Source organism: Polaribacter gangjinensis (genome assembly GCF_038024125.1).
Classification (GTDB): domain Bacteria; phylum Bacteroidota; class Bacteroidia; order Flavobacteriales; family Flavobacteriaceae; genus Polaribacter; species Polaribacter gangjinensis.
This window is the reverse complement of sequence record NZ_CP150662.1, coordinates 823,237-848,409: the sequence shown is the minus strand read 5'-3', so window position 1 is coordinate 848,409 and position 25,173 is coordinate 823,237. Positions and strand designations below refer to the sequence as shown.

At 29.9% G+C, this 25,173-nt stretch carries 25 protein-coding genes; 10 read left to right on the top strand and 15 right to left on the bottom strand.

Annotated elements, in window-relative coordinates:
- Window positions 1–76 precede the first annotated feature (76 nt).
- From WHA43_RS03780 to WHA43_RS03760, 5 genes are all read left to right on the top strand, one after another.
- Window positions 77–1,054, top strand: a complete 978-nt coding sequence (locus WHA43_RS03780) for a type I phosphomannose isomerase catalytic subunit (protein ID WP_105045808.1) — start codon at window positions 77–79, stop codon at window positions 1,052–1,054.
- A gap of 7 nt (window positions 1,055–1,061) precedes the next feature.
- A complete protein-coding gene (gene kdsB / locus WHA43_RS03775; RefSeq protein ID WP_105045807.1) occupies window positions 1,062–1,796 on the top strand; it encodes a 3-deoxy-manno-octulosonate cytidylyltransferase in 735 nt (244 codons plus the stop codon).
- A complete protein-coding gene (locus tag WHA43_RS03770) occupies window positions 1,789–2,481 on the top strand; it encodes an HAD family hydrolase (protein ID WP_105045806.1) in 693 nt (230 codons plus the stop codon). The genes kdsB and WHA43_RS03770 overlap by 8 nt, the downstream gene beginning before the upstream one ends.
- Window positions 2,482–2,519: 38 nt before the next feature.
- Entirely contained in the window at window positions 2,520–2,780 is a 261-nt protein-coding gene (locus tag WHA43_RS03765; protein WP_105045805.1) for a hypothetical protein, read from the top strand.
- Window positions 2,781–2,907: 127 nt separating this feature from the next.
- Window positions 2,908–3,102 carry a hypothetical protein gene (locus tag WHA43_RS03760; protein WP_105045804.1) on the top strand — a complete coding sequence of 65 codons (195 nt, stop codon included), beginning with the start codon at window positions 2,908–2,910 and terminating at the stop codon, window positions 3,100–3,102.
- 25 nt (window positions 3,103–3,127) lie between these two features.
- Here WHA43_RS03760 and WHA43_RS03755 read toward each other — a convergent pair whose 3' ends face one another.
- The 4 genes from WHA43_RS03755 to WHA43_RS03740 are packed head-to-tail and all read right to left on the bottom strand — an operon-like array spanning window position 3,128 to window position 6,216.
- Window positions 3,128–3,583 (bottom strand): sensor of ECF-type sigma factor, encoded by a 456-nt coding sequence (locus tag WHA43_RS03755; protein WP_105045803.1) that lies wholly within the window; start codon window positions 3,581–3,583, stop codon window positions 3,128–3,130.
- A 6-nt stretch (window positions 3,584–3,589) separates the two neighbouring features.
- On the bottom strand, window positions 3,590–4,129 hold the full coding sequence (locus WHA43_RS03750) for a hypothetical protein (RefSeq protein WP_105045802.1): 540 nt from the start codon (window positions 4,127–4,129) through the stop codon (window positions 3,590–3,592).
- Between the two features lie 31 nt (window positions 4,130–4,160).
- The gene (locus tag WHA43_RS03745; RefSeq protein WP_105045801.1) at window positions 4,161–4,709 is read right to left on the bottom strand and encodes an RNA polymerase sigma factor; all 549 of its coding nucleotides are present in this window, start codon (window positions 4,707–4,709) and stop codon (window positions 4,161–4,163) included.
- A gap of 58 nt (window positions 4,710–4,767) precedes the next feature.
- Window positions 4,768–6,216 (bottom strand): nicotinate-nucleotide adenylyltransferase, encoded by a 1,449-nt coding sequence (locus WHA43_RS03740; RefSeq protein WP_105045800.1) that lies wholly within the window; start codon window positions 6,214–6,216, stop codon window positions 4,768–4,770.
- A 76-nt stretch (window positions 6,217–6,292) separates the two neighbouring features.
- On the opposite strand from WHA43_RS03740, the gene WHA43_RS03735 reads away from it, so the two are divergent.
- Window positions 6,293–7,075, top strand: coding sequence for an MBL fold metallo-hydrolase (locus WHA43_RS03735; protein ID WP_105045799.1), 783 nt, complete (start codon window positions 6,293–6,295; stop codon window positions 7,073–7,075).
- A gap of 13 nt (window positions 7,076–7,088) precedes the next feature.
- On the opposite strand, the gene WHA43_RS03730 is transcribed toward WHA43_RS03735, so the two are convergent.
- The 6 genes from WHA43_RS03730 to WHA43_RS03705 form a co-directional block, all read right to left on the bottom strand.
- Window positions 7,089–7,727 (bottom strand): alpha/beta hydrolase, encoded by a 639-nt coding sequence (locus WHA43_RS03730; protein ID WP_105045798.1) that lies wholly within the window; start codon window positions 7,725–7,727, stop codon window positions 7,089–7,091.
- A gap of 48 nt (window positions 7,728–7,775) precedes the next feature.
- Window positions 7,776–9,032, bottom strand: a complete 1,257-nt coding sequence (locus WHA43_RS03725) for a dihydroorotase (protein WP_105045797.1) — start codon at window positions 9,030–9,032, stop codon at window positions 7,776–7,778.
- Window positions 9,029–10,975 carry a BatA domain-containing protein gene (locus WHA43_RS03720; RefSeq protein WP_105045796.1) on the bottom strand — a complete coding sequence of 649 codons (1,947 nt, stop codon included), beginning with the start codon at window positions 10,973–10,975 and terminating at the stop codon, window positions 9,029–9,031. Before WHA43_RS03720 ends, WHA43_RS03725 begins: the two co-directional genes overlap by 4 nt.
- Window positions 10,976–10,978: 3 nt before the next feature.
- Window positions 10,979–12,460 carry a S10 family peptidase gene (locus tag WHA43_RS03715; RefSeq protein WP_105045795.1) on the bottom strand — a complete coding sequence of 494 codons (1,482 nt, stop codon included), beginning with the start codon at window positions 12,458–12,460 and terminating at the stop codon, window positions 10,979–10,981.
- A gap of 65 nt (window positions 12,461–12,525) precedes the next feature.
- Window positions 12,526–13,293 (bottom strand): TIGR02757 family protein, encoded by a 768-nt coding sequence (locus tag WHA43_RS03710; RefSeq protein WP_105045794.1) that lies wholly within the window; start codon window positions 13,291–13,293, stop codon window positions 12,526–12,528.
- Window positions 13,294–13,956 carry an ABC transporter ATP-binding protein gene (locus tag WHA43_RS03705; protein WP_105045793.1) on the bottom strand — a complete coding sequence of 221 codons (663 nt, stop codon included), beginning with the start codon at window positions 13,954–13,956 and terminating at the stop codon, window positions 13,294–13,296.
- Window positions 13,957–14,163: 207 nt separating this feature from the next.
- Between WHA43_RS03705 and sucC the strand changes: the two genes are divergently transcribed.
- Window positions 14,164–15,360 (top strand): ADP-forming succinate--CoA ligase subunit beta, encoded by a 1,197-nt coding sequence (gene sucC, locus WHA43_RS03700; RefSeq protein ID WP_105045792.1) that lies wholly within the window; start codon window positions 14,164–14,166, stop codon window positions 15,358–15,360.
- Window positions 15,361–15,430: 70 nt separating this feature from the next.
- Here the strand turns inward: sucC and uvrB are convergent, their stop codons facing one another.
- From uvrB to WHA43_RS03675, 5 genes are all read right to left on the bottom strand, one after another.
- A complete protein-coding gene (gene uvrB / locus WHA43_RS03695) occupies window positions 15,431–17,419 on the bottom strand; it encodes an excinuclease ABC subunit UvrB (RefSeq protein ID WP_105045791.1) in 1,989 nt (662 codons plus the stop codon).
- A gap of 29 nt (window positions 17,420–17,448) precedes the next feature.
- Window positions 17,449–20,109 carry a T9SS type B sorting domain-containing protein gene (locus WHA43_RS03690; RefSeq protein WP_170039511.1) on the bottom strand — a complete coding sequence of 887 codons (2,661 nt, stop codon included), beginning with the start codon at window positions 20,107–20,109 and terminating at the stop codon, window positions 17,449–17,451.
- A gap of 223 nt (window positions 20,110–20,332) precedes the next feature.
- On the bottom strand, window positions 20,333–21,178 hold the full coding sequence (locus tag WHA43_RS03685; RefSeq protein ID WP_105045789.1) for an ABC transporter permease: 846 nt from the start codon (window positions 21,176–21,178) through the stop codon (window positions 20,333–20,335).
- An 18-nt stretch (window positions 21,179–21,196) separates the two neighbouring features.
- On the bottom strand, window positions 21,197–22,096 hold the full coding sequence (locus WHA43_RS03680) for an ABC transporter ATP-binding protein (RefSeq protein WP_105045788.1): 900 nt from the start codon (window positions 22,094–22,096) through the stop codon (window positions 21,197–21,199).
- A gap of 97 nt (window positions 22,097–22,193) precedes the next feature.
- Window positions 22,194–22,703, bottom strand: a complete 510-nt coding sequence (locus tag WHA43_RS03675) for an IS1096 element passenger TnpR family protein (RefSeq protein WP_105045787.1) — start codon at window positions 22,701–22,703, stop codon at window positions 22,194–22,196.
- Window positions 22,704–22,829: 126 nt separating this feature from the next.
- On the opposite strand from WHA43_RS03675, the gene WHA43_RS03670 reads away from it, so the two are divergent.
- The 3 genes from WHA43_RS03670 (at window position 22,830) to WHA43_RS03660 (ending at window position 25,114) form a co-directional block, all read left to right on the top strand.
- Window positions 22,830–23,192 carry a PaaI family thioesterase gene (locus WHA43_RS03670; RefSeq protein WP_105045786.1) on the top strand — a complete coding sequence of 121 codons (363 nt, stop codon included), beginning with the start codon at window positions 22,830–22,832 and terminating at the stop codon, window positions 23,190–23,192.
- A 63-nt stretch (window positions 23,193–23,255) separates the two neighbouring features.
- Complete coding sequence (locus WHA43_RS03665; protein ID WP_170039509.1) at window positions 23,256–24,056, top strand: alpha/beta hydrolase family protein; 801 nt, start codon at window positions 23,256–23,258, stop codon at window positions 24,054–24,056.
- A complete protein-coding gene (locus WHA43_RS03660; RefSeq protein ID WP_105047277.1) occupies window positions 24,053–25,114 on the top strand; it encodes an isochorismate synthase in 1,062 nt (353 codons plus the stop codon). The genes WHA43_RS03665 and WHA43_RS03660 overlap by 4 nt, the downstream gene beginning before the upstream one ends.
- Window positions 25,115–25,173: the final 59 nt, after the last annotated feature.

Below are 25,173 nucleotides of genomic sequence, written 5' to 3'. Positions count from 1 at the left end.
TTATCGAAGTTAATTATTTTTTAAGTATTTACCATAATGTTTTATAAATCGTAAATTTGCACTGAAAAAAATAAAAATGAAAGATTTACAATTATTAAAATTTACGCCCATTTTAAAGGATAAAATTTGGGGTGGAGAAAAATTATCTACCTTGTTACACAAAAATTCTCAGAGAAATGATATTGGCGAAAGTTGGGAAATATCGGATGTTGAAGGAGATACATCAGTAGTTTCGAATGGATTTTTGAAAGGTAAAAACTTAAAAGAATTGATTGCTGAATACAAAAGTGATTTGGTTGGAACTAAAATTTACAATCATTTTGGAGAAAAATTCCCGCTTTTAATCAAATATATTGATGCAAAAGAAGCATTAAGTATTCAATTGCATCCTCATGATGATTTGGCAAAAAAGCGCCACAATTCATTTGGAAAAACGGAAATGTGGTATGTAATGCAAGCAGACGAAAAAGCCAATTTAATTGTAGGTTTTCAAAAAGAGGTAACTCCTAAAGAATATTTGCATCATCTTGAAAACAAAACCTTGACAGATATTTTAAATATTGATGAAGTGCAAAAAGGCGATGTATATTTTATTCCAACTGGAAGAGTGCATGCAATTGGAGCTGGAGTTTTATTGGCAGAAATTCAACAAACTTCTGATATTACCTATCGAATTTATGATTGGGATCGTGCAAATCCTGATGGAACTTTTAGAGATTTGCATACAGATGAAGCGATTGATGCCATAGATTATTCCGCAAAAGAATCATACAAAACAACGTATTCAAAACATCAAAACGCATCATCAGAAATTGTTTCTTGCCCTTATTTTACAACAAATGTACTTCCTTTAAAAGGAAAAATTAATGTAAATCACAACGATAAAGATAGTTTTGTAATTTATATGTGTGTAGAGGGTTCAACTACTTTTACATATCAAAATCAAACAGAAAAACTTGCTATGGGCGAAACAATTTTGATTCCTGCATCTATTAAAAATATAGAAATTGTTGCTGAAAATCAATCAGAATTGTTAGAAGTTTATATCAAATAATACATTTATGAAAATAATTGCCATGATTCCTGCACGTTACAGTGCCACTCGTTTTCCAGGAAAATTGATGAAAGATTTAGGAGGAAAACCTGTCATTGTAAGAACATATGAAGCCGCTTTGCAAACCAATTTATTTCAAGAGGTTTATGTAGTTTCAGATTCTGATGTTATTGCAAAAGCTATTCAAACTGTTGGAGGAAATGTAATTATGAGCAAAAAAGAACACGAATGTGGTTCTGATAGAATTGCAGAAGCTGTTGAATTTATGGAGGCAGATATTGTGATTAATGTGCAAGGTGATGAACCTTTTATTGATGCAATTTCATTATCAAAATTAATTGAAGCTTTTAAAAATGATACTGAAAATCTCATTGATTTAGCTTCTTTAAAAGTTCAAATCACTAACAAAGAGGATATTGAAAATCCCAATAATGTGAAGGTTATTACAGATAATTTTGGTTTTGCCATGTATTTTTCTAGAAGCGTTATTCCTTTTCATAGGGATCAAGAAATTGATGTAAAATATTACAAACACAAAGGTGTTTATGCTTTCAGAAAAGAAGCTTTGCTTGATTTTTATAAAAGAGAAATGACGCCTTTAGAAGCTGCTGAAAAAATCGAGGCAATCAGATATTTAGAAGTTGGGAAGAAAATTAAAATTATTGAAACTAATGTGGAAAGTATTGGAATTGATACTCCTGAAGATTTAGAAAAAGCTATTCAATTTTTAAAAAATGCATAAAAATATCAAAGTAATTGCTTTTGATGCTGATGACACACTTTGGGTTAATGAAACCTATTTTAGAGAAGCCGAATTAGCGTTTGCAAAATTGTTAGCAAAATACGAAACTGCAAATACTATTGACCAAGAACTGTTTAAAACCGAAATTCGGAATTTAGAGTTGTATGGTTATGGAATCAAAGGTTTTGTTTTGTCAATGATTGAATGTGCGTTGGAATTATCCAATTATAAAATCAATCCAAAAGTAATTCAGGATATTTTAGAAATTGGTAAGCAAATGTTAAATAAACCTATAGAATTGTTGGATGGAGTAGAGGAAGTATTGCAAAATTTACAGCCAAATTATAAAATTATTTTGGCAACTAAAGGTGATTTGTTAGATCAAGAACGCAAATTAGAGAAATCGAATTTGGCGCAATATTTTCATCATATTGAAGTAATGACTGATAAAAAAGCAGCAGATTATCAAAAACTCATCAAACATTTGGACATTGATTCTTCTCAATTTTTGATGATTGGAAACTCATTAAAATCAGATGTGTTGCCAGTTTTAGAAATTGGTGCATCAGCAATTCACGTTCCATTTCATACCACTTGGATTCATGAAGAGGTTTCGGAAAGTGATACATCTGATAAAAATTTTCATACAGTATTAAATATCAAAGAAGTATTGCCATTTTTTTAAAGAAATAAAGTATCTTTGCACTCGTTAAAAACCGAATTATGGCAAGTATTAAAAATTTAAAAAAAGATATCAATTATGTTTTAGGTGACGTAATTGAGTATGCACTGGATGTTGCTGCTTTGAAAAATCAACCTAAAAAAGGTAATGAAATTATTGACGAAGCAATCGTTATTTTTGATGAATTAATTGCAAAGATTAACACTAAAAAAGTTCAAGATAAAAAAGCACATTTTAAAATGTTAAACCAAGAGTTAGAATCAAAAGCAAATCATTTGATTGAAAAAATCAATAGTCTGTAATATTAACTTTTAATCAACAAAATTTTAAGACCAACATTTTTAAAAATGTTGGTCTTTTTTGTTAGATTTGTTTCATTGAAATCGATTTCGAAAATCATTTCAAGATTAATTAAATACATATATAAATATGGCTAGAGCAATGTTTGAGTACACAAAGACTGTGTTACAAAAAGTGAGTTTTAATTCAGAATTGTTTTGCAGAGAATTAGAAAAAGCCCTTCAAAGATTGTTGCCTTACGAAATCAAAGAATTGACAATCTGGTTGAAAGAATTTACGGCAAACAAACCTGAATTATTTGTTTGTATGACATTAGTCAAATAAAAAAGGGAGCTTTTTGCTCCCTTTTTTATTCTTTTTTATCTCTTTGGTTGTATTTTTTAAGAAGTTTTCTACCAAACTCTATTTCAGCCATTTGTAATTTAATGATTTTCTTAAAAGAAATAATACTACTTATTTTTTGAATAAATTCTTTTTCAGATTCATGCAATTGCTTGTCTGTAGCCAATTTTAGATTGATTAATTTCTCAGCTTCTTTTTCATCCATTGCATCATAAGCGCCCTCTTTTCTTAAAGCTTTTCTCATTTCAAAACGTTGTTTGCTTCTTAATTCATGTTGCTCTTTATCAAAAGCATTATAAATAGGCCAAAACTTTTCTGCTTCGTTAGTTGTAAGTGCAAGTTGCTCAGTTAGATAAGCAATTTTTAATGCTTTTATTTTTTCTCTGCTCTCATTTCGTTCTTGTGCAATAGAAGAAAATCCGAAAGTTATTGTTAAAAAAAGACAAGTTATTAGTGTTTTCATGTAATTTTAGTTATTTATTTCGCTCAATAATTCTTGAGTATCAATAGTTGTTAAATAATCTTCTAAATTTTCTGTTTTTAAATCTGCAAATGAAAAATCATTCATGTTTAAAAAGTCATCTCCTATTGCATTAGCAATTTCAGTATTAGTAAAACTTTTTGAATCTAACCAATTTTCGATATCATTTTGTGATATTGAATCTAGAGAAAATGTGGTAGATTTTTCAAAAAAGAAGGAATTTAATGAGATAAACAACGCAATAGAAGCTGCAGCAACAAAAGGAATAGCTTTTAAAATTCTGCTCTTAAAATGAATAATTTTTGATTCTTTTTGTGGTACTAGATTGGATAAAATATTGTTTTCAAAGTCATTAAAATAATTATTTGGAGTCGTAAAACCAGTATCTTTTGGTAAAGACGAAGTTGAAACTTCAGCAAAAATTGATTCCTCTACTTCCGAAAAATAATTTTCTGGAACAGATAAACCCGATTTTTTTTCTGTTTTTTTGTTCAAAAAATCAATACTATTTTTTAAATCTTCTTTCATACTTGTTTAGACGCTTAGTTTATGGAATGGTTTAATTAGCTTTTGATTTAATATAATATTCTATTTTCTTGACAGCATGAAAATATGAAGCCTTCAATGCGCCAACTGATGTTTCTAAAATTTCAGAAATTTCTTCATATTTCATTTCATCAAAATATTTCATATTAAATACAATTTGTTGCTTTTGAGGTAAAGTTGCAATCGCTTTTTGTAAAATTAATTGAATTTCTCCGCCAGAAAAAAAATCATCAGTTTCTAAAGAACCAGCTAATTCTTTATAAACATCAGCAATATCAATGTTTTTTTCTTTGGCTCTTTTGTTTATGAATGTTATTGATTCATTCGTGGCAATTCGATACATCCAAGAGTATAACTTACATTCTTGATTGAAAGATTCAATATTTTTAAAAATTTTTATGAAAGTATTTTGAAGTACATCATCAGCGTCATCATGTGAAATTACAATTTTTCTGATGTGCCAATACAATCGTTCTTTGTATTGTTTCACCAATTCTCTGAATGCATCATTTTTTGTTGAGGCATTTTTTAATTGTTCAATTAAAGTAATTTCGCTTATCAAAAAAATAAGAATTTCTTATAAGACTGAAAGTTTTTAAAATGGTTTAATTACCAGAAACTTATTTTTTAGTTCTTGATTTTGAGTAACCAAATAATCTTTTTTGCTTGATGGTTTCAGCAATTCCTTCAGGCAACATTTCTTCCCATCCTTTCTCACCATCCATAATCATTTTTAGAACTGTTCTTGAGAAAATATCTAAATTACTTTTATCAAAGTCTTTGATATCAACCAAGCGCCCATTATTTTTAAAGAATTTGTACAATTCTTTCATTCTAGGATGTACTTTCAGGTTTTCACTATTGATATATTCGCCTGTATCAGGATCGTGATAAGGATACATGTAAACCTTTAAGTCTCTAAAAAACAGTTTTCCGAAAGCTTCTAATATTCCTCCACTCAAATCTCGATAATATTTTTCATCAAAAATTTGAATTAAATTATAAACTCCCATAGCTAAAGCCATTCTCTCTTTGGTAAATTCACTGAAATATTCAACTAATTTGAAATATTGTTGGAAGTTTGTAATCATTACATTTTGGCCTAATGAACACAACAATTCTGCTCTATCCAAAAAGTCACGTTCATTGATTTTTCCTTCAGAAGTTAGGTTACTTAGTGTAATTTCAAAAATGATTTGAGTTTTATCTTTATCAACTTTTTTTTCTGATAAAAAGAGTTTTTTTGAGTTTTCAAACATGTCCATATTAACCTTGGTTACAGGTCTGAAACTTCCTCTTAATGCTAAGATATTTTTTTTGTAAAGTACTTGTGCTGGTAACAAATTATTGCCATCAGGACCAAACATAACAGCGTTTGTCATGCCATTTTTTAACAAAGTTAAACTCATGAGTCTGTTATCAACGTACATGAATCTAGGTCCAGAGAAGTTCACCATATCAATCTCTAGCTGATGACTTCCTAAATTATCGTAAAATGACTTTACCAATTCTTTCGGATTGTCATTCAGATAAAATGCTCCGTAAATCAAATTTACTCCCAAAACACCCAGTGTTTCTTGTTGTAATCGAGCATCAGTTTCTTTAAACCGAAGGTGCAAAACAATTTCATTATATCCTTCTAAAGGATCTAGCTGAAAACGTATTCCTACCCAACCATGACCTTTAAAAGTTCTAGCAAAATCTATAGTTGTAACCGTATTTGCGTAGCTGAAAAATAATTTATTTGGATGTTTTTCTCGACTTAATCTGTCTTCAATTAAATCCATTTCATGACGCAACATTCTTTGCAATCGAGATTGAGAAACGTATCTACCGTCTTCTTCCATTCCGTAAATCGAATCAGAAAAATCTTTATCATACGCGCTCATTGCTTTTGCAATTGTACCAGAAGCACCACCAGATCTAAAAAAATTTCTTACAGTTTCTTGTCCTGCACCAATTTCTGCAAAAGTTCCGTAAATATCTCTATTTAAATTAATTCTTAGCGCTTTGCTTTTAGTGTCTAAAACATTACTAATTTCTTGATCGCCCTTTAAAGAAATTGCCATTTTAAAGTTTTTTTAAGTAATTACAAATGTACAAAATTAGGGTGCTATTCATCAATTTTATCTTATTTTTGTTTTAATGAACACTACTAAAAAACTGTTAAAGATTACTTTTTTGGGAACGGGCACTTCTCAGGGAATTCCTATGATTGCTAGTAATGATCCTGTTTGTTTGTCAAAAGACTTCAAAGACAAACGATTGCGTTCATCTATCATGATTTCTTTTGATGACTTTACAATTGTAATTGATTGTGGTCCTGATTTTAGACAACAAATGTTGCGAGAAAAAGTACAGTCTATTCAAGGAGTTTTTTTTACACACGAGCATGCAGATCATACAGCTGGTATTGATGATTTAAGACCATTTTGCTATCAAATAGGAGAGATGCCTATTTATTTGAATAAAAGAACATTACAGAGTTTAGAGCGGAGATTTGAATATGTTTTTAGCAAAGAAAATAGATATCCTGGTGCACCAAGTGTTTTTCCTGTGTTGGTTGAAAATAAGCCTTTTTATTTTCATGATTTGGAGGTTTTGCCAATTTCAGTAATGCATGGAAATTTGCCCATTTTAGGATATAGGATTCAGAATTTTGCTTATTTAACTGATGTTAAGTCAATAGCTAAAATAGAGAAAGAGAAATTAAAAAATTTAGACGTTTTGGTGGTAAATGCATTAAGAATTGAACCACATCCAACACATTTTAATTTGCAAGAAGCTTTGGATTTTGTTGCTGAAATTCAACCAAAAACCACCTATTTTACTCATATTAGCCACAAACTTGGCTTTCATGAAGAAGTTTCTAAAAAGCTGCCAAAAAATGTTTTCTTAGCCTATGATGGCTTGAAAATTGAAGTGTAATCTTTTAAAAATATTACAATCTATCTTGTATCCAAGATTTTAAACTGTAAAAATTTTGAGGTGCCACTCCATGACCTACAGGATATTCAAAATACACATTTTTTAATCCTAAGTTTGTTAAAAAAGGGCTGCTTTTTCTTGCCCATTCAATTGGCAAAACTTGATCAACAGTTCCATGTGAACAATAATAATCAGTTTTGATTGATTTTGAAATTTCCTTTGGTAATAATTCCTGATTGATATAACCACTCAAAGCAACAACATGTTGTACTTTATTTGGGTAAAAGAAACTCAAAGAATAGCTTAAAATAGCACCTTGACTAAATCCTAAAATAAAGGTTTTATCAGGATTTGTTTGGTATTTTTCTTTGATTTCATCAATAAAATTCGCAATTATATCAATTGATTTTTTTGCTTGATCCAAATCTGAAAATTTTCCATTGATGGCGTCAAAATTAATGGCATACCAAGCAAAACCTCCAAAACCCATTTCATGAGGAGCTTCTGCACTAATGATTAAAAGTTCGTCTTGTAATTCATCAGCGAATGAAAATAAATCTTCTTTATTACTTCCATAACCATGTAATAAAATTAATAAAGGCGGATTTTCTATTACTTTTTTAGGAACTCTAACTAAGTATTGTAAACTCATGATTTTTATTTAAACAGAAGATTTTTATTAATTAAAATAACTTAATTATTAGGATAAAACAAGTTGATTATTTGCAAAGATTCCATACACTTTTCCTTGTAGGTTTTTATCAAGAAAAGGACTGTTTTTTGAAGCTGAAAGGATGTTTTTTTTTGAAAACACAATTTTTTCTGATGGATTAAATAAGGATAAATCAGCTTTTGCACCTTCTTTAATGCTTGTTTTTTCTATTCCAAAAATACTTCTTGGTTTTGAGGTTAATAACGGAATGAAATCTGTCAAATCTAAAACACTATTCAATGCTCCAAAAGCACTTTCTAAACCAATAACACCATTTTTGGCTTCACTAAAATCAACTTTCTTATGCTCAATATCAATCGGATTGTGATCAGAAGTAATCATATCAATAACTCCTGATTTTACAGCTGTTTGCAAAGCTTTTACATCTTCTTTTGTTCTTAATGGAGGAGTTGTTTTAAAATTGCTATCAAAACCATGCAATTCATCATCTGTCAACACCAAATGATGCACAGAAACGCTACACGTTACTTGCAATCCTTTCTTTTTGGCTTCTTTAATTAAATCAACAGATTTAGAAGTGGAAATTGTTGGAATGTGCAATTTGCCTCCTGTATGTTCTAATAAAAACAAATCTCTAGTGATTTGAAGATGCTCAGCCAAAGCCGGAATTCCTTTCATGCCTAATTGTGTACTGTTGACTCCTTCATTTGCAATTCCTTCTGCAGCAATTGAATTGTTTTTAGGGAAACTCAATACCAAACCATCAAAATTTTGAGCATACAATAAGGCAATTTTCATCAAATTATCATTTGAAATGGATTTTGTATAATCTCCAAAAGCAATTGCTCCTGATTGTTGCATGTCAAATAATTCTGACAAATCTTTGCCTTCGCAGTTTTTTGTCAATGCTCCAATTGGAAATAATTTTGTTGCAAATTTTGAAGCCTTATTGATGAGAAATTCAACATCTGATTTAGAGTCAATTACAGGATGAGTATTCGGATTGACAGCAACAGCCGTAAACCCACTTTTTGCAGCTACTTGCAAACCATTTTTGATGGTTTCTCGTTCTTCAAAACCAGGTTCACCAAAACAAACACTTGTATCAAACCAACCACAAGAAATATGTAAGTTTTCTAGGTTTACTAAATTAGTATCTGAAGAAACTTCAATAGAATTCTCAATTTTTTCTATAATTCCATTTACAATTAAAACATCTTTTTTTTGAAGGTGATGCTGACTTTCAGTATCTATAATTGTTGCGTTTTTAAGAAGTGTTTTCATGGTTTATAGAATTTCAAAATTAAAATTTCTAAAAACAAAGATACAATTGCCAACGCTAAAAACCATTTCCAAAGTGATTGAACTTCATTTTTTTTCTTGATGTTTTTAAAAACAGTTGAAACAGCATCAGAAACTGTGATATTTGGATTTGTTTTTTCTAGTTGTGCAACATCTAAAAATTGTAATAAACTTTCTTCTTTTGGTGTGTTAAAAGCAATGGTTTCTATTATTTCACCTTTTTTGTTGATGTTGTAAAAACCAGCTTCAGAAGGATTTTCTTTAGTTGTTAAAGTTACTTTGTTTTGAAAAGTTTGTTGAATAGGAATAAAAGTAGTTGTTGTATTTGAAATCTCTAAAATTTCATCTTTTTGAAGTTGAATATCAACATCAATTTTATTTTCATCATCCAAAAAATAATACAATTGCGATTGTAAAAAACTAAATTTCCCGAAATTGTAAAAAATAGGAACAATTAAAGGAGAATTCTGAAACGAACTATTTTTTTTGTTGATAGCACTTGTAAAAACATACAAAGCTCCTGAAGGAATATTTATTTGACTTAGAAAAGATGAGTTGTTTTCGAAAGTGACCATTTTGGTATCATTTTTTGAATTGATTTCATAAAAATGATTGACTGTTGGATATTGAAAATTTTCTACTTTTTTTGAAAATACATTTTTAAAAAAAGGATGACTTTCAATAATGTTTGTAATTTTTAAAGAATCGATATTTTTATTTGAAAAAGTTGAAGAAGAAAATTTTTGTAAAAATTGATTGTAAGAATTTATGTCGGAATTTGGATTTGGAATCACTACAACACTACCACTTTTTGAAATAAAATCTTGTACACTTTTTGATAAAATTTCTGAAATTTTTTCCAACTCAAAGAGTATTAAAATTTCTTGTTTTGGTATCAAATTATAATTGATATTTTCAGATAAATTTTGAGTGAAATTAAACTCATCTTCAGTGTATATTTTTGATAAAAAATCAACCTCATTTCCGATAGCCAAAACATTAATTTTTTTAGCAGTTTTTAGATGAAAATAAAAGGTGTTATCAAAAGAAAAAGTATCGCTAGAAGAGATACTTATTTTTCCGTTAAAAGCTTCTTTTTTTTGGATGGAAAATAAAATGGTTTTTGTTGAGTTTTCTTCAATTGAAAAAGATTGTTTGCTTGATAATTCTTTTTCATTATACAACGCAATTGGAACATTTTGTTTTGATGATCCTTGATTTTTTACAACAACATGTAACGTAGTTTCATCCATAGAGTTACTCGTAAAAACACTGTCTATAGAAATATTGTTTTTTTGAGATTCAGTCAATTTTATTACTGAAAAAGGGGGTGTTACATTTGTAAACTCATTATTGTATATATTCTGAAAATCAGATATTAAAATAGTTTCATTTAAAGTTTTTGTTTGTTTTTTTGAAAGTGCATCTATTTTTAATAAAATACTATTTAAAGAAGGCTTTTTTGAGGAATAATTTAGTTCTAATACTAGCTTTTTAAGCTCAGAAAATGAAATATCATCGTAAAATTCATCATTGGTTAACAAAGAATATGTATTTGATTGTGGCGCATTTTCTATGATTTCTTTGGCTGCAACTTGCAATAAAAAACCCTTCTCACCTTTAGCTTGTGTGCTTAATGAGTTATCTAAATAAACAATTATTTTCTCATTTTTGGTGCTTTTGTCATCACTAAAAAAAGGTTGTGAAAATGCAAAAAGTATCGCTGAAAGTAATAGCATTCTTGTGGCTAAAATTAACCATTTTTTTAGCCTTGAACTCTTTCTAGAATCTTGGATTATTTTCTGTAAAAAAGCAACGTTTGTAAAAGGTACTTTTACAAATTTTTGCAACTGAAAAAGGTGGACTAAAATGGGAATAATTAGCAGCCACAAAAAGTATAAAATTTCCGGATTTTTAAATTGCATTTACTAGTATTTTGCAGATTTATTTTTTGATAAACTTTGTAGAATAAATGCTCTCAAATCGTCATTCGATTTTTGTAAATCTTCGCTTCTTAAATACATCATGTGTCCACTTCTGTATCCTTTAAATGTAAATCGATCTTTCATTTTTCCACTTGGATCTGTTTTCCACATGGTATATTTTGCGCTAAAATAGGTGGTTGCACCATCATAATATCCTGATTGAACAAGCACTTTTAAATATGGATTTTGAGCCATTGCTTGACGCAAACCTTCTCTAACATTATCGTTCGAATTATCCCAAGGAGAAACAGGGCCAAATAGATTATATTTTACATCTGTTTTAAAATTCAATTCTTCACGAATGTAATAATTAATTGCTGGTGTAAATGAATGCAACCATGAAGTCAATTCAGGATTATAATCGGTATTTTCGCCAATTTCGCGCTTATCAATGCCTAAATATCTTGAGTCTAATCTTCCAATAGTTTGTCCGGTTTTATCTCTTAATAATTCTTTCCAAAAGAAATTTGGAGAAATTTCTAAGTTATTTTGAAGTACTACTTTTTTAGATAATCCTGAATAAAATGCTACTTTCTCTGCAATGTCATTTTTTTCAATTTCACTGATAAATCCGCCTTTTGCAATGGCTGGTAATAATTTGTTGATAGCAAAATCTTCAGCCTCTGGTAAAATTTCTAGTAAATCTTTATTTTGTAATTCAGGTGAAAGCATTTTGTGATGCCAAGCTGTAGCTGTAAAATAGGGTAAATTTATAGCATAATCAACTGAACTTTCTGTGCGTAAAACTTTATAATCTGCTGGCGAAACCATGATTACACCATTCAAATACATCCATTGTTTATTTTGTAATTCAGCGGCTAAACCCATTACTCTTGTACCACCATAACTTTCGCCTATGATATATTTTGGAGATTTCCAACGATTATTTCTCGTAATAAAAGTGTTAAGCCATGTTGCTAAATAGGTAATATCTGCATTGATTCCGAAAAACAATGATTTATCTAATTTCTTTCCATCAGCAACAACTGGTCTTGAATATGCTGTATTTACAGGATTTATATAGACAATGTCAGCAACATCTAAAATTGAATTCGGATTATCTTTGATTCCATAAGGTTGTACAGGATATCCTTCATCATCAATTTTTAACACTTTTGGACCTGTGTAAGCAATGTGCATCCAAACAGATGCAGAACCAGGACCACCATTAAATGACATGATTATAGGCCTTTCTTCATCATTTTTAATATCTGTTCTTTTGTAATAAGTGTAATATAAAGCAGCAATAATTTCGCCATTTTCATTCCAAACTGGTTGCATGCCAGTAGTGGCTTTATAGGGAACTGTTTTTCCTTTGATGACAACAGAATTTGTAGTAACAACCATGGTGTCTAAAGGGATTCTTGGATCTTGAGACCATAATATTTGTGATATTAAAGCAAATAAGAAAACTATTTTTTTCATGATATTCAAAATTTAGCAGTCTAAAATATCACAATTAAAATGAAAACAAAAGGATTGTTGATTTCTTATGAAAACTTTTCGAAAACGCCTAATCCAAAAAGTGCAAAATCGTATTTGACAGGGTCATTTTTATCAAATTTTCGAAGTTTTTTATCTAACTCTGATAAAGCTTTCCAGTCGTTTTGTTCTCTTTTTAAAATGCCTAATTTTCGTGCAACATTCCCTGAATGAACATCCAAAGGGCAAGATAAATTCGCAGGATTATGGGTTTTCCAAATTCCAAAATCAACTCCACTAGTATCGTTTCTAACCATCCAACGTAAAAACATATTGATACGTTTTGCGGCCGAATTTTTCATTGGGTCTGAAATGTGTTTTTGTGTTCTATTTGAGTGTGGAATTTCAAAAAAAAGTTTTTTAAATTGATGAATTGCCTTTTGATAGGTATCTGATTTATCTGAAATCAACAATGTATTTTCCAATCCACCATGATTTAAATAAATATGTTGTAATGATTTTATAAATTGCTGGAAATCAATAGAATTAAAAGTTCTATGAACAAATTTATCAAACGATTTTAAATCATTTTCATGATGATTCAGAATAAAATCATGAGGAGAAAATTCTAACAATTCCATCATTTTTGAAGCATTTTGAATGATCATTTTTCGATTTCCCCAAGAAATTGTTGCCGTTAAAAATGCTGCAATTTCAATGTCTTCTTTCTTAGAAAATTGATGCGGAATTTGAATAGGATCAGATTCAATAAACGAAGGATTGTTGTAAAAACGCGCCTTTTCGTCTAGGAATTCTTTGAGTTCGGTTTGCGTCATTTATTCTGTCATCTTTCCATCAATCATGGTCAATTTTCTATCTGCCATGTTTGCCAATTCTTCATTATGTGTAACTAAAACGAAAGTTTGTCCAAATTCATCTCTCAAAGTAAAAAATAATTCGTGTAAATTTTTAGCAGATTCACTATCTAAATTTCCACTAGGTTCATCAGCCAAAATAACAGCAGGATTGTTAATTAATGCTCTTGCTACAGCTACTCTTTGTTGCTCACCCCCAGAAAGTTCATTTGGTTTGTGTTGTAATCTATGTGACAATCCTAAAAAAGAAAGAATTTTTTTAGCCTCATTTTCGACTTCATTTTTCGATTTTTTTGCTATAAATCCAGGAATACACACATTTTCTAAGGCTGTAAACTCGGGTAATAATTGATGAAATTGAAAAATAAAACCAATATGTTTGTTTCTAAATTCAGATAATTGCTTATCGGATAATTTTTTTAACGAAATATCATTGATGCTAAGCTGAAAATCAGTTTCTTTTTCAGGTTTGTCAAGAGTTCCTAAAATTTGTAAAAGGGTTGTTTTTCCAGCTCCAGAAGGACCAACAATCGCTACAATTTCTCCTTTTTTGATGTGTAAATTCACACCTTTTAACACTTCAACATCACCATAATATTTGTGAATATTTTCTGCAACAATCATAATTAGTATCAAAATTTTTAACGAAAGTATAAAAAATCAAACGGACTTTTTAAAAGTATTTTGTTTTTATCAATTTTTAAAGAGAAAGAATGGACGTCAATTGGAAATATTTTAATTTTCATCATTTTAACCTCATATTTTATAAAATATTATAGGAATTTTAGTGATTGAATTTGTATTTTTGCAAGCGTTTTAAAAGCGATACAAATGAATTTACACGAATACCAAGGAAAAGAGATATTAAGTAGTTTTGGAGTAAGAATTCAAAGAGGAATTGTAGCAAGTACTCCTGCTGAAGCTGTTGCAGCTGCTAAGAAATTAACAGAAGAAACTGGTACAGGATGGCATGTGATTAAAGCACAAATTCACGCTGGAGGTCGTGGAAAAGGAGGAGGAGTTAAATTGGCTAAAAACATAGCTGATGTTGAGCGTATTTCTGGAGAAATTTTAGGAATGATGTTGATTACACCACAAACTCCTGCAGAGGGAAAATTGGTTAATCAAGTATTGATTGCCGAAGATGTGTATTATCCAGGTGATTCTAAACCAGAGGAGTTTTATATCTCTGTTTTGTTAAACAGAGCAACTGGTAAAAATATGATTATGTATTCTACAGAAGGTGGAATGGATATTGAAACGGTTGCTGAAGAAACACCACATTTAATTTTTACAGAAGAAATTGATCCTTTATTAGGAATTATGCCTTTCCAAGCTCGTAAAATTGCATTTAATTTAGGCTTATCAGGAACAGCTTTTAAAGAAATGACACAATTTGTAACGGCTTTATATACAGCTTACATCAAATCGGATTCTTCTATGTTTGAAATCAATCCTGTTTTAAAAACTTCGGATGATAAAATTATGGCTGTAGATGCAAAAGTTTCTTTGGATGAAAATGCTTTGTATCGTCATAAAGATTATGAAGCAATGCGTGATTTGCGTGAAGAAAATCCGATTGAAGTTGAAGCAAAAGCAGCTGGTTTAAATTATGTTAAATTAGATGGAAATGTAGGATGTATGGTAAATGGAGCTGGTTTGGCAATGGGAACAATGGATTTAATTAAAGAATCAGGAGGAGAACCAGCAAACTTTTTAGATGTTGGTGGAACTGCAGATGCTCAAAGAGTAGAAACTGCTTTCGGAATCATTTTGAAAGACCCAAATGTGAAAGCCATTTTGGTTAATATTTTTGGTGGAATTGTACGTTGTGACAGAGTTGCTCAAGGAGTAGTTGATGCTTATAAAAATATGGGTGATAAAATTACAGTGCCAATTATTTGCAGATTGCAAGGAACAAATGCAAAAGAAGCCAAAGAATTGATTGACAATTCAGGAATGAAAATTATTTCAGCTACCGAGTTTCAAGAAGCTGCTGATAAAGTACAAGAAGTATTAAGTGCTTAAATTTTTAAGTTTATAATTAAAAAAGCCTCATTGAAAAATGAGGCTTTTTTGTTTGAGTTATTTTAAATTTTCACAAACTTTCTTTCAAAGCTGCAATTTCATCTCGCAATTTTGCAGCAACAATAAAATCCAATGATTTTGCAGCTGTTTCCATTTCTTTACGCTTTTCTCTGATGCGTTTTTCAATTTCTTCTTTTGGCAAATATTCTAATGAATTTTCGGCAACTTTTTGAATGGCATTGTCATAATGATAACTCGAAATCGCACTTTTTGACAATGTATCGTCTATTTTTTTTGAAATTTGAGTAGGAGTAATGTTGTTTTTTTGATTGTAAATAAGCTGTTTTTCACGTCTTTTGTCAGTTTCATCAATCGTTTTTTGCATGCTATTGGTTATTTTATCTGCATACAAAATCGCTAAACCATTTACATTTCTTGCAGCTCTACCAATAGTTTGAGTTAATGAACGATGTGAACGTAAAAATCCTTCTTTGTCAGCATCTAAAATGGCAACTAACGAAACTTCTGGTAAATCCAATCCTTCTCGTAATAAATTAACTCCAATCAAAACATCGAACAAGCCTTTTCGTAAATCTTGCATGATGGCAACTCGCTCTAAAGTGTCCACATCAGAATGAATATATCTACAGCGAATATCAACTCTAGTTAAGTATTTTGTCAGTTCTTCAGCCATTCTTTTGGTAAGAGTTGTTACCAAAGTTCGTTCGTCTTTTTCAACTCGAAGTTGAATTTCTTCAATCAAATCATCAATCTGATTGATACTTGGTCTGATTTCAATAATTGGATCTAACAATCCTGTTGGACGAATTACTTGTTCCACAAAAATTCCTTCCGTTTTTTGCAATTCATAATCTGCAGGAGTTGCACTTACAAAAATTGTTTGGTTTTGCAAGGCTTCAAATTCTTCAAATTTCAAAGGACGATTGTCCATGGCTGCAGGCAAACGAAATCCATATTCCACCAAATTTTCTTTTCTGCTTCTGTCTCCTCCATACATGGCATGCGTTTGCGGAACTGTAACGTGACTTTCGTCAATAATCATCAAATAATCATCAGGAAAATAATCTAATAAACAGAAAGGTCTTGTGCCAGGTTCACGTCCATCTAAATAGCGAGAATAATTTTCAATTCCTGAGCAATAGCCTAATTCACGAATCATTTCTAAATCAAATTCTGTGCGTTCTTTCAAACGTTTTGCTTCCAAATGTTTCCCAATTTCAGTGAAAAAATCCACTTGTTTCATCATATCTTCTTGAATTTGATGAATGGCATTTTGCAACACATCAGGAGACGTAACAAACAGATTTGCAGGATAAATTGTCAATTCTTGAAAACGTTCAACAATGGCATTACTTTCCAAATCAAAGGATTCAATTTCTTCTATTTCATCCCCAAAAAAATGAATTCTGAACCCAAAATCGCCATAAGATGGATAAATAGTAACCACATCACCTTTTACTTTAAAAGTTCCGCTTTTGATATCGTGTTCAGTTCGTGAATACAAACTCGTTACTAATTGATGTAAAAATTTGGTACGTGCAATTTGCTGACCAATGGCAACTGGAATGACATTTTTTTTGAATTCTGCAGGATTACCAATTCCGTACAAACAAGAAACTGAGGCAACAACCAACACATCACGTCTGCCAGAAAGTAGGGAAGAAGTGGTGCTTAATCGCAATCTTTCAATATCATCATTGATAGATAAATCTTTTTCTATATAGGTTCCAGTTACAGGAATATAAGCTTCTGGTTGATAATAATCATAGTAAGAAACAAAATATTCAACAGCATTTTTTGGGAAAAACTGCTTGAATTCTGAATATAATTGCGCAGCTAATGTTTTGTTGTGAGCTAAAACCAAGGTTGGTTTTTCTACATTTTTTACAACGTTCGCAATCGTAAATGTTTTTCCTGAACCAGTAACGCCTAATAAAGTCTGGAATTTTTCTCCTGAGAGAATTCCATGAGTTAATTCTTTGATAGCTTCTGGTTGATCTCCAGTTGGTAAAAAGTTGGATTCTAACGTAAATTTCATACTGCAAAAATACGCATTGAAAACCGTTGTTAATTTCTAATCAAACTAAAATTTCCAGATTTTTTAATCAAATTATCATTCTTATCAATAATTTCAGATTTGAACCAATAATTATTTTCGGGTAAGTTTTTTCCGTTGAAACTACCATCCCATCCTAGAGAAGTAAAATCAGTTATGGAATGAATAACTTTTCCATAACGATCGAAAATGCTGACATTTATGGATTTAAATGAATTGCTATCTAAACCTTTAATATTCCAAAAATCATTAATTCCATCACCATTTGGTGTGAAATATTTATTATAACCAATTACAGAAACTGTTCTTTGAATCTGTTGTTCACAAGAGTTTACATCTCTTACAAAAATGGTTTGTAATCCTGCAGCTACATTTGAAAATGTATAAGAATTTCCATTTCCTGAGAAATTGATATTGTCTAATGAAAATTCATAATTGCTATTTCCATTGATTAAAACATCAATAATATTGTTTGTTTCATCTTCAGTATTCACTAAAATTTCTGAGAATTCTGGAGGATTTGGATTGACAACTCTAAATGTTTTTGTATTTGAACACTCCAAATTATTTTCAGTTTTATAAACCGTAAGCGAAAATTCACCAACGGCACTTAGAACAAAATTTCGAGTACTTCTAATTATAACGCCATTACTATTTCTCCATTCAAATCTTTCATTACTAATATCTCCAAAAAGTACAATTGGAGGTTTTAAACTAGGGTCAAAACAAATGGTGTATTCTTCTTGTAGATTGATAATAGGTTCAGAATTTACAACGATTTGAAAAGCCTTGATTCCTCCACAACTTTGATCGGCTTCAACAATTTTCAGGTAAATTGTTTTGGAGGTTTCTGAAAATAAACCTGTATAATTATTGGTGCTTGTTTGAGCATTTTCAAAAGTTGGATAAAATGAAAGTCTTGAATTTGCTGGGATTGTTAACTGACTTCGAATATGAGATTCTAAATTTAAAATATTAAATTGACCTTTTGCATTTCCAGAAATTCCATCAGAATTTTCACAGACAAAAATTGTTGGAATATTACCCAATTGCACAAAACGAGTTCTAATAGTGAAGGAACCTATCTCAAAACATCCATTTTCATTCGTTGCTTTAATAAATATCTGTTGATTGGAAATGGTATTCTGAAAATTTTCTGGATTAGGAATTTTAGTATCTGTTGAAATATCATTCAAACTAAGATAATAATCTATGTTTTCAGTGGCTCCTCTTCTTAAAATTTTATCTCTAATGTTCTCTAAATTGAAAGTTGTAAGTCCGTCTAAATCTTCATCACACTCTACCAATTCCTGATTCGGAAGAATGATAGGCAACTCAAAAGCTCTTACCAATTTTGTAACTGTGATATTTTTATTAGCAACAGATAAAATGGCTGTAACTATATAAGTTCCTGGAGAATTATAAGTGTGTTTGGTATTGATTTCTGTACTTGTATTTCCATCACCAAAATCCCAAGAAATTCCTGAAATTGGAGCAAATGATTCCGCATAAAATGAAAATTCATCGATATAACAAACATTTTCTGTGATAATTTTTGATGCAAAATACGATTGAATAAAATTTGGCAATCCTCTTTTTGATGTATTTGGAGAAAGGCGAATTGCATTGTGTTTATAGTTTGCTAAAAAGCCTTTTTCATTAGGATTTTCAATAACTCCTAGGTAATCATGGCCATCAGCTTCGTCATCCAAAGCCACATAAATTTTTTGATCGTTTCCTATTTGAAGTCCGTTTATTTTAATTGCATTACTTGAATATAAAAAAGATCTTGCCTCATCAAAATCTTCAATATCTTCGAGTTGATATTGAATAATTCCATTTCTAGCGCCATTACTATAACTTATGTAAATAAATTTTTCATTTGGTGAAAATTCAATTCCTTTTGAGGGCCAAACAGCAAAGGTGTTTTCAAGAGGAAAATGAGTAACAAAAGTTAGATTTCCGGTTTCAGTATCAAAATTATATTCATGAAGATATCTTAGAGAATTATTTTCGGTATTTGAAGTAATAAGTAATTTTTTTCCTGATGGAGAAAGTTTCATTGTTCCTAAATTTTCAATTTCAAAACTAACAGGAGTTTCTTTTGGAACTCTATTCAAACCATTTGTGTCAATTTGAAAAACTTTAAAAATTTTCTTTGATTTTGAAATGTCATTATCCAATCCTTCAACAGTAACTAGCCAAAATCTCTCTCCATCTTTATGATGAACAGCAGTTATTTTTTCGGATGGTGAATTATAGCTTAATGAAATATTTTTTTCTGTAACTCTTCCTAAAGGAAAAGTTGTACTAAAATTAATTTCAGCGTAATAAATTCCAATTGCTTGTTGTAGATTTTGGCTTACAACTTGCCTCGCATAAATTAAATAGTAACTATTTTTATCTCTTGGTTTAGGGATAATTATTGTGGATTGAAGTAGTGTATTTTCACCAAAAAGCCCAGAACCATTCTCCATAATCTCATGATTTCGATTCCAAACTGTTGCCCCATCAGAATAAAATAACAAATTTCCTTCTTCATCAGAAATTGATGTCGAATTTGCAGGAGCATCCATTTCACTATCATCGAGATTGATAACTCTTCCATTTTCAAATTTAATGGCAGCTTTATTTCCAAAATACCAATTCTTAGTTTCATTTTGAGAGAACATTGATAATGATAATAAGAAGATAAAAAATTTGAAACCTTTATACATTAATAATAGAACCTGATGGATATTTGCCTGATTTTAATGGATTCATAAAATTCAAAGATATTTAAAAAAGATTTGAGCCTTACTTTTTTTAACATTCAAATTTGTAAATGATTTCTTTAATAAAAAAAACAGCTTTAAAGAATTTTCTTTAAAGCTGTTTTCTTGTAATAGTTAAGAATTATAAATCTCTTTTTTCAAGTAATTTATACGATGAAAAAATGAAAATGAAAGTCCAAAATAATACAATTAAAATCGTTAAAAATTCTACGTCATAACTTTTTGTAAACGCTTCTCCCATAGTGTTTGCAGCACTTCTAATTGCTCCTAATTTAGAAAATGGTTCTTTTATTAAATTACTCATTGCTTCTAAGGGTAGAAATTGCATGATACTATCTACTTTTTCACTAGGAATTTTCTCGCCTCTAAAAGACCAATACAAATATCCTTTGAAAATACTTTCACCAATGAACCAAACCAACATACCAGCAACAGCAAAGGCTGATCTTTTGATGAGAATTCCTAAAAATAATCCAAAAGAGAAAAAGCCAAGGAGTTTTATAAAAAATGCTAATAAATATTCTAAATCAGAAAAAATGATAGAAAATTCATTGTAATCTGAATAAAAAAATCCTAAAATCAATGAAACCACAAAAACAAAAACAGTAGAAATCAGAGAAAATGCAATAACTGTATAAAATTTTGATAGTATAAATTCTTTTTTACTCAAACCATCTATTAAATTCTGTTTCAGTGTTTTATAGCTATATTCATTAGACATCATTGATACAATTACCAATAATAAGAAGAATTTTAAGATGGCTGCAATAAAAGTATTGAAATGCCAGATGTAAGGAAAATTAAAAATTCCAGCTTCTGCTAAATGCAATTTAAAATTACCAAATTCAAATTTTATTGCGGCAATTAGGGCAATTGAAGTTAATAGTCCAAAGTAAATAATAGATAAAACTTTACTGGCTCTGTTGTATTTTAACTTGTGAAATTCTATAGATAATAGTCTAAACATAACGCGTTTTTTTGGAAATTAATTATTGTTTGTTAAGTCTAAAAATTGTTGTTCTAAACTTGGTTTTCGTTTTACTAAATGCGATAAAACGAGTCCATCTTCAAACAAATATTGATTTATTTCAGTCGCAGAAATATCTTTTTTTAAAGTTGCAATGATGGTTTCATGATCTTGAGTAATTCGATCAATAGCTTCATGATTTTCTAAAATCTGAATCAATTTTTCTTTATTATTCTCAATTTTTAATTCAAACAAACCTTTTGATGCTGTCATTTCGTCTACACGTCCACTGTATAGTTTTACTCCTTTTCTAATAACAACCACATGCGAACATACTTTTTCAACTTCATCTAGTAAATGCGATGCCAATAAAATAGTAGTGCCATTTGCAGCGATACTTTTTATAATTTGACGAATTTCGTGAATTCCTTGAGGATCTAATCCATTGGTTGGTTCATCTAAAATTAAAATTTCAGGATCATTTAATAAAGCTGATGCAATTGCCAATCGCTGTTTCATTCCCAAAGAAAATGTCTTGAATTTGCTATCTTTTCTCTCAAAAAGATTGACTGTTTTTAATTTTTCATCGATTTTTTCGGTTGAAATTCCTTTGATTTTGCATATCAAAGCTAAGTTTTGAGTAGCAGTCATGTAAGGATAAAAGTTGGGTCGCTCAATAATAGCGCCCACTTTTTTTAAAGCATCATGCGTAGAAAGATTGCCATCAAACCAAGAAAATTCTCCTGAAGTTTTATTGACAACATTTAAAATGATTCCTAAAGTAGTTGATTTTCCACTGCCATTTGGTCCTAAAATTCCGTAAACAGCTCCTTTTTTGATATCAAAAGAAAGGTTATTAACGGCATGAACAGCACCATATTTTTTGTCAAGATTTTTGATCGAAAGTATTGTTTCCAAAAAAAGTAGTTTTTTAGTTAGTTGTATATTTAGGACGATTTAAGAATCATATTGTTACACAAATAAACCGAAAAACTATTAGAAAAACTCTTAAATTCTAGTATTCAGGGTATTCAATGTCATCAAAACTATCAAAATCTTCATCAATCATATCATCATCTCCAAATTCGTCAAATTCGTCCTCAAAATCCTCTGCAGTGAATTGTTTTTGAGGAGCTTCTTTTGGTACTTCACCAACAGCTAAAATTGTTTTCGGTAAATCAGTTCTTTTTTCGTTAGAAATTTCTACAACGTCAACATAAAAAGTCCACATATTTAAAAAATCATACACATAAATCAATTTGTCATTTTCATCAGGTAACGTTTCATTTAAAATACAATTTTCCATTGAGATATCTTCACCAGCTTCAGCCATGTTAAATAACGGAATTTCTTCTCCTTGATTCCAATCTTCATCTGCTCTGTAAAATGATGCCATTTCATGACCTTCAAAACCAAAAGATTTTGCAATAATTAGGTGTAATTCTTCTAAATTAATAGTATCATCAACCAAAATAGTTCTGATAATATCTTCTTGTGTATCTAAGATTGCGCGAATTTTGTACATAAACTTCTATAAAAAACGTAACAAAAATACGATAAATTATGTGTATTTTTACGTCTTTAAATTTCAAATTGATTGGACAAGCAAAAAATTCTTGATACTTGTAATCGTCTTTCCAAAAATACGTTAATGCAAACTTTGCAAATTGAGTTTGTAGATGTAACAGAAGATTCTTTGACTGCAAAAATGCCAGTAAATAGCAGTGTTCATCAGCCTTATGGAATTTTACATGGAGGTGCAACTGCTGCTTTAGCTGAAACAGTTGGAAGTTGTGCATCAGCAATTTTTATTGATAATGAAACGAAAATTATCAAAGGAATTGAACTGAGCATCAATCATTTAAAAAGTGTTAAAGAGGGTTTTGTTTATGGTGTTGCCAAGCAAATCCACAAAGGTAAAACAATTCATTTGTGGGAAATTAAGGTATTTGATGATGAACAACAACTCATTTCTATTTGTAAACTCACTAATATTGTATTGGATAAAAAGTAAAGGATGTTTATTACCGGTTTTTTAAAAAGATTTTTAAAAGTTTTCTCAATTATTGTATTCATTTTGTTTACCATAATTTATGCACTTTTTTATTTCTACACATCACCAAAATCTGACAAAGCTATTTTAAGTGAATTTGAAGATGTAGCATTAACTCCAAAAATTTCATATCACAATTTTAAAAATCTGAAATACAGAAAATTATCAATTGTAAACGATACTGTTTTACCAACTATTGTTTTTGTGCATGGTACTGTAGGATCGTGCATTGATTTTATAAGCTATATGAAAGATCCTATGATTTACTCTAAAGCGAATTTTATAAGCTATGACAGAGTTGGTTACAATTACGAAGATGCAAATGATGTGCAAGAATCTATCGCTTTTGAAAGAGATATGTTGCAAAGCATCACCAAAGATTTACCTAAAAACAAAACAGTAGTTGTTGGATATTCGTATGGAGGACCCATCGTTTTAGCAGATACAACACGTTACAAAAAAGCAGTTTTGTTAGCACCTGCAGTTTTTAGTAATAGAGAAGTAATGCCTTGGTTATTAAATCTTTATAATTGGAAAGTTACTCGTTGGTTGGTTCCTCCAATTTGGAAACAAGCTGCAAAAGAAAAGCTTTCACACAAAAGTGATTTGAAAATATTTGAAAAAAAATGGAATCAGAATTCTAATGAAATTTTAGCCATCCATGGTGAGAATGATCATTTAGTTCCGTATGCAAATTCTGAAAAATTGGCAACTCAATTTCCAAAAGAACAATTTGAGTTGATTCAAATTAGAAGAGGTGATCATGGAATTATTTGGAATAGATTTGATTTTATTAGAGAACAATTGATCCTTTGTTTGAATTGAAAATATTCTCAAAAATAGCAACTTCTTACCAAGAAAATCAACCTTTTGTTGTTTACAGAAAACCGAATACAAAAGAGATTTTGGCGTTATTTTCTAAAAATGATTCTTTGTTTCTTTTAGAGGATTTTTCTGAAAGTGGATTTGTTTTTGCGCCTTTTGATGCTGTTGAAAAACCTATTTTTTTTCCGTTCGACGAATTTGATTTTTTTTCAGAAAACATCAATTTTATTGACGTACCAATTGAAAACAACAATTTTGCTGAAACTGAAATACAAAAAGAAAATCATCAAAAAATTGTTGAAAATGCCATTAATGAAATCAAGAAAGAAAGCTTTAAAAAAGTAGTTATTTCTAGAAAAGAATCAATTCCTTTAGAAAATTTTGATGTAGTTTTAACCTATAAAAAATTACTTCAAAATTATCAAAATGCTTTTGTGTATGTTTGGTTTCATCCAAAAGTAGGTTTGTGGTTAGGTGCAACTCCAGAGACGCTTTTAACTGTTGAAAATCTTCATTTTGAAACCATGTCTTTGGCTGGTACACAAGTTGCAGACAATTTAGCAGCTGTAATTTGGCAACAAAAAGAGTTGGAAGAGCAATCGTTAGTTACTGATTTTATTGAAAGTCAGCTTAAAAATAAAGTTGAACATTTACAAATTAGCAATCCTGAAACTGTAAAAGCTGGTAATTTATTTCATTTAAAAACGGCAATTTCTGGAACCTTACATCCTTCAAAATCAACTTTAAAAGAATTGATTGAAAGTTTGCATCCAACCCCAGCTGTTTGTGGATTGCCAAGAAATATTGCTAAAAATTTCATTCTTGAAAACGAAAATTACAATAGAGAATTTTATACAGGTTTTTTGGGAGAAATGAATGTAATTTCTAAAGAATCAAAATCGAATAAAACACAACTTTTTGTGAATTTACGCTGTATGAAAATCGAAAATAATTTTGCTAATCTATTCATTGGTGGTGGTATTACGAAAGATAGTAATCCTGAAAAAGAGTGGCAAGAAACCGTTTCTAAGAGTAAAACTATGAAATTGGTTTTATAAAAAAACCGCAAACAAAATGCCTACGGTTTCTTAGTGTAAATAAAACTTGAATTAAAAAT

What these genes read in the sequence shown, in the direction of transcription:
- WHA43_RS03780 (WP_105045808.1), top strand. Translation starts at nt 77, where the DNA reads ATGAAAGATTTACAATTATTAAAATTTACGCCCATTTTAAAGGATAAA.
- kdsB (WP_105045807.1), top strand. Translation starts at nt 1,062, where the DNA reads ATGAAAATAATTGCCATGATTCCTGCACGTTACAGTGCCACTCGTTTT.
- WHA43_RS03770 (WP_105045806.1), top strand. Translation starts at nt 1,789, where the DNA reads ATGCATAAAAATATCAAAGTAATTGCTTTTGATGCTGATGACACACTT.
- WHA43_RS03765 (WP_105045805.1), top strand. Translation starts at nt 2,520, where the DNA reads ATGGCAAGTATTAAAAATTTAAAAAAAGATATCAATTATGTTTTAGGT.
- WHA43_RS03760 (WP_105045804.1), top strand. Translation starts at nt 2,908, where the DNA reads ATGGCTAGAGCAATGTTTGAGTACACAAAGACTGTGTTACAAAAAGTG.
- WHA43_RS03755 (WP_105045803.1), bottom strand. Translation starts at nt 3,583, where the DNA reads ATGAAAACACTAATAACTTGTCTTTTTTTAACAATAACTTTCGGATTT.
- WHA43_RS03750 (WP_105045802.1), bottom strand. Translation starts at nt 4,129, where the DNA reads ATGAAAGAAGATTTAAAAAATAGTATTGATTTTTTGAACAAAAAAACA.
- WHA43_RS03740 (WP_105045800.1), bottom strand. Translation starts at nt 6,216, where the DNA reads ATGGCAATTTCTTTAAAGGGCGATCAAGAAATTAGTAATGTTTTAGAC.
- WHA43_RS03735 (WP_105045799.1), top strand. Translation starts at nt 6,293, where the DNA reads ATGAACACTACTAAAAAACTGTTAAAGATTACTTTTTTGGGAACGGGC.
- WHA43_RS03730 (WP_105045798.1), bottom strand. Translation starts at nt 7,727, where the DNA reads ATGAGTTTACAATACTTAGTTAGAGTTCCTAAAAAAGTAATAGAAAAT.
- WHA43_RS03725 (WP_105045797.1), bottom strand. Translation starts at nt 9,032, where the DNA reads ATGAAAACACTTCTTAAAAACGCAACAATTATAGATACTGAAAGTCAG.
- WHA43_RS03720 (WP_105045796.1), bottom strand. Translation starts at nt 10,975, where the DNA reads ATGCAATTTAAAAATCCGGAAATTTTATACTTTTTGTGGCTGCTAATT.
- WHA43_RS03715 (WP_105045795.1), bottom strand. Translation starts at nt 12,460, where the DNA reads ATGAAAAAAATAGTTTTCTTATTTGCTTTAATATCACAAATATTATGG.
- WHA43_RS03710 (WP_105045794.1), bottom strand. Translation starts at nt 13,293, where the DNA reads ATGACGCAAACCGAACTCAAAGAATTCCTAGACGAAAAGGCGCGTTTT.
- WHA43_RS03705 (WP_105045793.1), bottom strand. Translation starts at nt 13,956, where the DNA reads ATGATTGTTGCAGAAAATATTCACAAATATTATGGTGATGTTGAAGTG.
- sucC (WP_105045792.1), top strand. Translation starts at nt 14,164, where the DNA reads ATGAATTTACACGAATACCAAGGAAAAGAGATATTAAGTAGTTTTGGA.
- uvrB (WP_105045791.1), bottom strand. Translation starts at nt 17,419, where the DNA reads ATGAAATTTACGTTAGAATCCAACTTTTTACCAACTGGAGATCAACCA.
- WHA43_RS03690 (WP_170039511.1), bottom strand. Translation starts at nt 20,109, where the DNA reads ATGTTCTCTCAAAATGAAACTAAGAATTGGTATTTTGGAAATAAAGCT.
- WHA43_RS03685 (WP_105045789.1), bottom strand. Translation starts at nt 21,178, where the DNA reads ATGTTTAGACTATTATCTATAGAATTTCACAAGTTAAAATACAACAGA.
- WHA43_RS03675 (WP_105045787.1), bottom strand. Translation starts at nt 22,703, where the DNA reads ATGTACAAAATTCGCGCAATCTTAGATACACAAGAAGATATTATCAGA.
- WHA43_RS03670 (WP_105045786.1), top strand. Translation starts at nt 22,830, where the DNA reads ATGCAAACTTTGCAAATTGAGTTTGTAGATGTAACAGAAGATTCTTTG.